General features: G+C 63.2%; 3 protein-coding genes. 1 reads left to right on the top strand and 2 read right to left on the bottom strand.

Going from position 1 to position 6,353, the window contains the following annotated elements; genetic code table 11:
* Both SAS01S_RS21220 and SAS01S_RS21215 read right to left on the bottom strand, forming a co-directional pair.
* On the bottom strand, window positions 1–2,166 hold a 2,166-nt coding region (locus SAS01S_RS21220; RefSeq protein WP_174545000.1), incomplete at its 3' end, for a cadherin-like domain-containing protein.
* A 911-nt stretch (window positions 2,167–3,077) separates the two neighbouring features.
* Window positions 3,078–5,381: a CDC48 family AAA ATPase gene (locus tag SAS01S_RS21215; RefSeq protein ID WP_066813100.1), complete on the bottom strand. Its 2,304-nt coding sequence runs from the start codon at window positions 5,379–5,381 to the stop codon at window positions 3,078–3,080.
* A 332-nt stretch (window positions 5,382–5,713) separates the two neighbouring features.
* Between SAS01S_RS21215 and SAS01S_RS21210 the strand changes: the two genes are divergently transcribed.
* Window positions 5,714–6,353, top strand: a 640-nt coding sequence (locus SAS01S_RS21210; protein WP_066813098.1) for a LysR family transcriptional regulator, incomplete at its 3' end; no start/stop codon positions are given.

Here is a 6,353-nt window from a genome sequence, read left to right as displayed (position 1 = left end):
GTTCACACCGGTCAGGGTGAGGTTCTCGACATTGGCGCCGAGCGTATAGCTGATCGACGACTCGACCGTGTCGGTGCCCTCGCCGGCATTTTCAACGACGACATCGCCGGCATTGTCGACGACATAGGTGTCGTTGCCCACGCCGCCGGTCATCTGGTCGGCGCCCTGGCCGCCATCGAGCCGATCATCGCCGGCATAACCGAACAGGCTGTCGTTACCGGTGCCACCGGTCAGCGTGTTCACCCCGGCATTGCCCTGGATCGTATGCGAGTATGCATTGCCGGTCAGGTTGAGGGCGGTCGTCAGGTTCGAATCCGTCGTCGCCAGCCGTTCGACCTGCGCGCTGGCGCCCAGCGCATAGCTCACCGTCGCCAGCACCGTATCGGCCGTCCCCTCACCAGCGCCCTCGACGATCACGTCGGCCGCGTTGCGCACGTAATAGACATCGTTGCCCGCGCCGCCGGTCAGCGTGTTTCCGGCCGAGTTGTCGCGGATCACATTGGCGAGCGCGTTGCCGGTGCCGTTGATCGCCGCGTTGCCGGTCAAGGTCAGGTTTTCGACATTGGCGCTGAGCACATAGCTGATCGACGATTCGACCGTATCGGTTCCGGCATTAGGATTCTCGATGACTTGGTCGCCGGTATCGTCGACGACATAGGTGTCGTTGCCGGCGCCGCCGGACATGGTATCGGCACCCGCTCGGCCATCGAGCCGGTCGTTTCCGACAGTGCCGAAGAGCATGTCGTCGCCGGCGCTGCCGATGCCGGGGACGTTGGTGTTGCTGCCCTGGATAGTGATCGTCACCGTCGCCGTAGAGCCCCCGGCGAGCGAATAGGTGAAGCTGTCGGTCGCGGTCGAGTTGGTCGCACCGGTCACCGCGCTCAGCGTGTCGAAGGCGTGGTTGGGGTCATAAGTGTACGTGCCGTCGGCGTTGAGCGTTAGGTGGGCGCCCGACGCCAGCGTGATCTGCGTGCCGACGTTCGCCGCCGATCCATTCACGGTCGCGACCGTCGCGACGACCGGAAAAGGGCCGTCGGGGTCGTCATTGGCGATCACCGAGCCGCCGACGATCATCGCATTGGCGGCGACGCCCGCGCTGTCGTTGGTTGCGGCCGCGGGATCATCGACCGGGGTGACATGGACGACGCGATCGAAGCTCGTCGCCCCGCCGCTGCCGTCGTTGAGCGTGAACTCGATCGTGCGGTCGGCATTGGTCGGATTGTCCGAACTGCTCGAGAAATGCACTGCCTGGGCGAGCGCCTTGACGGCGAAATCGTCGGCCGCGGCATTGAGCGCGATCGACAGGCCGGCCGGAGAACTGGTCAGCGTGCCGACGATCGCCCCGTAATAACTGACATTGCCGCCGGCGACGCCGATCCCCGGGCCCGACAGGGTGACCGCGTCGCCCGCATGCGAATTGGTGATCGCGACGACGAATGAGCCGCCGGCATAATTACTGCTGTCGCTGTCGCCGACATTGACGCTCGAAATGACCTGAACCGCGGCGCCGTTCTCGACATAGGTCGGTGCTCCCGTGGCCGGAAGGCGGACTAGGAAGACGTCATAGTTTGTGTTCGTGTCCCCGGGGACGAGGGTCCCGAGTTGGCTGGTAAAGATCAATTCACTGTCGTCGCTTGAGAAACTAATTGCGTAGATGTCGGCCGGTCCTGCCAAATAGTGCGGAGCCTCAACCGTGATGGGTGTAACCTCTCCGGTAAGGAGATCCTTGACGAAGAGGTCTTGTCGGCCGTTAGTGTCGCCGGGCACCAGATTAGTAGCGTAGCTGGCAAAGGCGATCTTGGTGCCATCATGCGAGAAGGCGAAGACGGTTGTATCGCTATTTCCTTGCTCCCCCGCGGTGTTGGTCGACACGCGGGTCATCTCACCCGTGTTGAGATCCTTGATGAACAAATCCGTGGCATTGTTGGTGTCGCCAGGGACGAGGTTGGTCGATTGGGCGTAGAAGGCGACCTTGCTGCCGTCCGGCGAAAAAGTCGCCGTAGACTTGATGCCGTTAGCCAGCGCACCGTTTGTTGTCGTGGAAACCAGCGTCACCTCTCCAGTAATGAGGTTCTTGACGAAGCTATCCGAGGCAAAGTTGTTGTCGCCGGCGACGAGGTTACTCGCCCAGCTGTCAAACGCGACCTTCGTCCCGTCAGGCGACAACGAGGATTGGTTACTGTCACCGTTTCCCGTGACACCAGCGATACTGGCGGATGCCAGTGTGATCGCGCCGGTCAGAAGGTCTTTAACGAAAATATCTCGGTGACCATTGGTATCACCTGCGACTAGATTAGTCGCATTACTTCCAAAGGCGACCTTAGTGCCATCAGCTGAAAATACTGGAAGAAAGCTATAGTCATTCCCTTGGCTTCCGGATGCGTCAGTCGACACCCGCGTGACTGTGCCGCTGGCGATATCCTTGACGAAAACGTCGGAGCTACCGTTTGTGTCTCCGGCAACGAGGTCAGACGAATCGCTCTGGAAAACGATCTTTGTTCCGTCTGACGAAAAATGGGGACGGGTGCCTATCGCGAAGAAAGTGACCTCCCCGGTCTTCAAATCCTTTATGACGAGACCACCATTGATACCGGTTGGCATCACAGACCGGTCGCTTGTGTAAAAGACCACCTTCGTCCCGTCGGGCGACAGATCACCGTCGAAATTGCTGGGGTTGAGTTGTCCACCGGTCGAATCGGTCGATACTCGCGTGATCGACAGCGTTCCCGGCGCGAAGGTCGCTGCAACGTTTGTCGCTGCGGGCGCAAGGATCGTCGTCTGGGGTTGCAGCGTCGTGATGTGGCTTGTGGAGGACGCGCCGACACCGGTGGTCGTGTCCTCAATGCCCACGCTAAACCGCTCCGCGCCCTGCGCGTTGCCCGAATACCGATCCATGTCTTGTACCCCCAATTTGGGCGGAGACTAAGCCCGATCGATCGCGCGAAGCAAGCCGCAAGACGTTGGGTAAATACGCAAAATAGAAGATCAATCACTGGATTCCCGCGAGACCGGGAATCCAGGTCAGGAATGGGCGTTGCTCGTAATGCCCATGCTGCTGCGCGCGCAGGCGCCGGCCTTCAATCCGTCCCCTTCGGCCCATGTGGCCGCAACTGTCCCGGCGCAATGAATCCCAACGGCTGCAGCGACGCCGCATCCTGCTTCATCGTCGCGGCGAGCTGTTCGTAATCGCGCTCCATCTCCGCCGTCACCGACGCACGCGAATCGACCAACGCGTCCTCGAAATCGGCCATCGTCACTTGCTTGACGTCGATATTCTTGCGGAGCGCGATCAGGCCGGCGCGACGGGTGAGATCTTCGAGATCGGCGCCAGTGAAGCGGTCGGTGCGCGTGGCGATGCGATCGAGATCGACATCGTCGGCCAACGGCATCTTCTGCGTCTGGATCGCCAGAATGCGACGGCGACCCTTCTCGTCCGGCACGCCAACATAGATCAGCTCGTCGAACCGGCCTGGGCGCAGCAGCGCAGGGTCGATCAGATTAGGCCGGTTGGTCGCGCCGATCACGACGATCGACTGCAATTCCTCCAGCCCGTCCATCTCGGCCAGGATCGTGTTGACCACGCGTTCGGTGACTTGCGGCTCGCCAAGCCCGCCGCCGCGCGCCGGGACCAGGCTGTCGAGCTCGTCGATGAAGATCACCGTCGGCGCGACCTGGCGGGCACGGGCGAACAATTTGGCGATCTGCTGCTCGCTTTCGCCATACCATTTGCTGAGCAGGTCGGACGATTTGGTCGAGATGAAGTTCGCCTCGGCCTCCCGCGCCACCGCCTTGGCAAGCAGGGTCTTGCCGGTGCCGGGCGGGCCGTAAAGCAGGAAGCCCTTGGCCGGGCGGATGCCCAGCCGGCGAAACGCATCGGGGTCCTTGAGCGGTAGCTCTACGCCTTCCTTGAGGCGCATCTGCGCGTCGTCGAGTCCGCCGACATCCTCCCAGCGGACGCGCGGCGCCTCGACCATCACTTCGCGCATCGCCGAGGGCTGGACGCGTTTCAGCGCGCCGAGGAAATCCTCGCGCGTGACCGCCAGCGTCTCGAGCACCTCGGCCGGGATCGTACGCTCCTCGAGGTTGAGCCGCGGCATGATCCGCCGCACCGCCTCGATCGCCGCTTCGCGCGCGAGCGCGGCAAGGTCGGCGCCGACAAAGCCATAGGTCGTGCGGGCGAGCTCGTCGAGGTCGACGCGGTCGCCGAGCGGCATGCCGCGCGTATGGATGCCCAATATCTCGCGGCGGCCGCGCTCGTCGGGGACGCCAACGACGATCTCGCGGTCGAACCGGCCGGGTCGCCGCAGCGCTTCGTCGACTGCTTCGGGCCGGTTGGTCGCGGCTATCACCACCAGATTGGCGCGCGCTTCCAGCCCGTCCATCAAGGTCAACAGCTGCGCGACGAGGCGCTTCTCAGCCTCGCCCGACACATTGCCGCGCTTGGGCGCGATCGAATCGATTTCGTCGATGAACACGATCGACGGCGCGTTCTTGGCCGCTTCCTCGAAAACCTGGCGCAGCTTTCCTTCGGATTCGCCATAGGCCGAGCCCATGATCTCGGGCCCGTTGATCAGGAAGAATTGCGCGTCGCTCTCATTGGCGACCGCGCGCGCCAGGCGCGTCTTGCCAGTGCCGGGCGGGCCATGGAGCAGCACGCCCTTGGGCGGCTCGACACCCAGGCGCTGGAACAGCTCCGGATAGCGCAGCGGCAATTCGACCATTTCGCGCAGCTGGTCGATCGTATCGGCCATGCCGCCGATATCGTCATAAGTGACGTCGGCGCGGCGGGCGTCCTTTGGCTCCTCATATTCGGGGCGCAGCTCGATCTCGGTATTCTCGTCGACCAGCACGATCCCCTTGGGAACGGTCGAGATCACCGCGAGGCGGATTTCCTGCAGCGCATAAGCCGGCGCGCGGAGATATTGCGCGACGTTGGGCGGGACGCCGTCGGGGTCGATGCGCTGCTGCCCAGCCGTCGCGACGACGTCGCCGGCGCACAGCGGACGGCCGAAAAAGGTGCGCTTGAGCGCGCCGGTCGATCCCTGCAAGCGCAGATTCTGCTGGGCGGGGGCGAACACGACGCGCGTCGCCGGCTTGGCCTCGGCCTTGCGCACATCGACATAATCGCCCGACCCGGCGCCGGCATTGGCGCGTTGCAGGCCGTCGATGCGAATCAGTTCGAGCCCCTCATCCTCGGGATAGGGCGCGACCGCGCGCGCCGGGGTGGTCGACTTGCCGACGATTTCGATGATGTCGCCTTCGCCGATGCCCAATTGCGCCATCAGCGGACGCGGGATGTGCGCCAGTCCGCGGCCACTATCCTCGGGTCGCGCATTGGCGACCTGGAGCTTGCGTTGGGGGGCATCGTCGCCGTCTGCCATCGGGGTCACCTTGTTTCGCGAGCGGAAGAATCGAGAGCGAGTGAGATAGTGACCCGGTTCCCGAAGCGCGAGAGGGCGGCTATCAGGCGGCCGCGAATCGAGACAAAAAAAGGCCGGACCCAAGGGGCCCGGCCGGGAAAGTTTTTAGGAGAGGATGCCTGAAAGGCCTGCTCTATGTGCAGCGCAGCACATTATTGTGCAAGTGCGAAGTGATACCGGTAACATGCATTTTTCGCAATCAACCCTTTCCTTTCACGGAGAGGGGATGATAGCGTTCCAAGCATCGGTATGTGACGCATTGCACAACAACAGGGCCAAAGGAGAGGATTTCCATGCGGCGTTTGCCCCCGCTGACCGCGATCGAGGCCTTTATTCAGGTCGCCCGCACCGGGTCGGTCAAGGCTGCCGCGCAGGAATTAGCTCTGTCCGCGCCGGCGCTCAGCCGCCGGATTCAGGCGCTCGAACGCTTCATCGGCAAGCCCTTGTTCGAACGCCGGCATCAGGCGGTGGCGCTCAACAGCGACGGTGAACGGCTGTTGCAGCAGATCGCGCCGGTGCTCGACCGGCTGACCGACGCGGTCGAATATATGACCAGTGGGGTCGAGGTCCTGCGCCTGCGCTTGGGTGTGTTGCCGCTGTTCGCGTCGCAACGCATCTTTCCGCATCTCGGCGACCTGCGTGCGCGCTACCCGCAGATCCATCTCGATATCGATACGGCGGGGCACAATATGGCACGGGTCGGCGACGGACTCGACGCCGCGATCGCGCTGGCGCGCGAGCCTGATCCCAGCCTCTATGCCAAGCGGCTCGATACCAATAATGTCTATGTGATCGGCGCCCGGACTCTGCTCGACGGGCCGGATCCGGTCACGCGCCCCGAACAGATCGAGAAGCTGACCGCCCTAATCCATCGCGACATGCCCGACACGTTCAGCGCCTGGCGCCATGCGGCGGGGCTCGACGAGCTCGAGC

The sequence above is a fragment of the Sphingomonas asaccharolytica NBRC 15499 genome (genome assembly GCF_001598355.1).
In the GTDB taxonomy this organism is placed as follows: Bacteria; Pseudomonadota; Alphaproteobacteria; order Sphingomonadales; family Sphingomonadaceae; genus Sphingomonas; species Sphingomonas asaccharolytica.
Note: the sequence above shows the minus strand (reverse complement) of the source record. Positions and strands in the feature narration are given on the sequence as shown.

Excerpts from the sequence above, each read along its gene's own strand:
- SAS01S_RS21215 (WP_066813100.1), bottom strand. The coding sequence starts at position 5,381 with ATGGCAGACGGCGACGATGCCCCCCAACGCAAGCTCCAGGTCGCCAAT.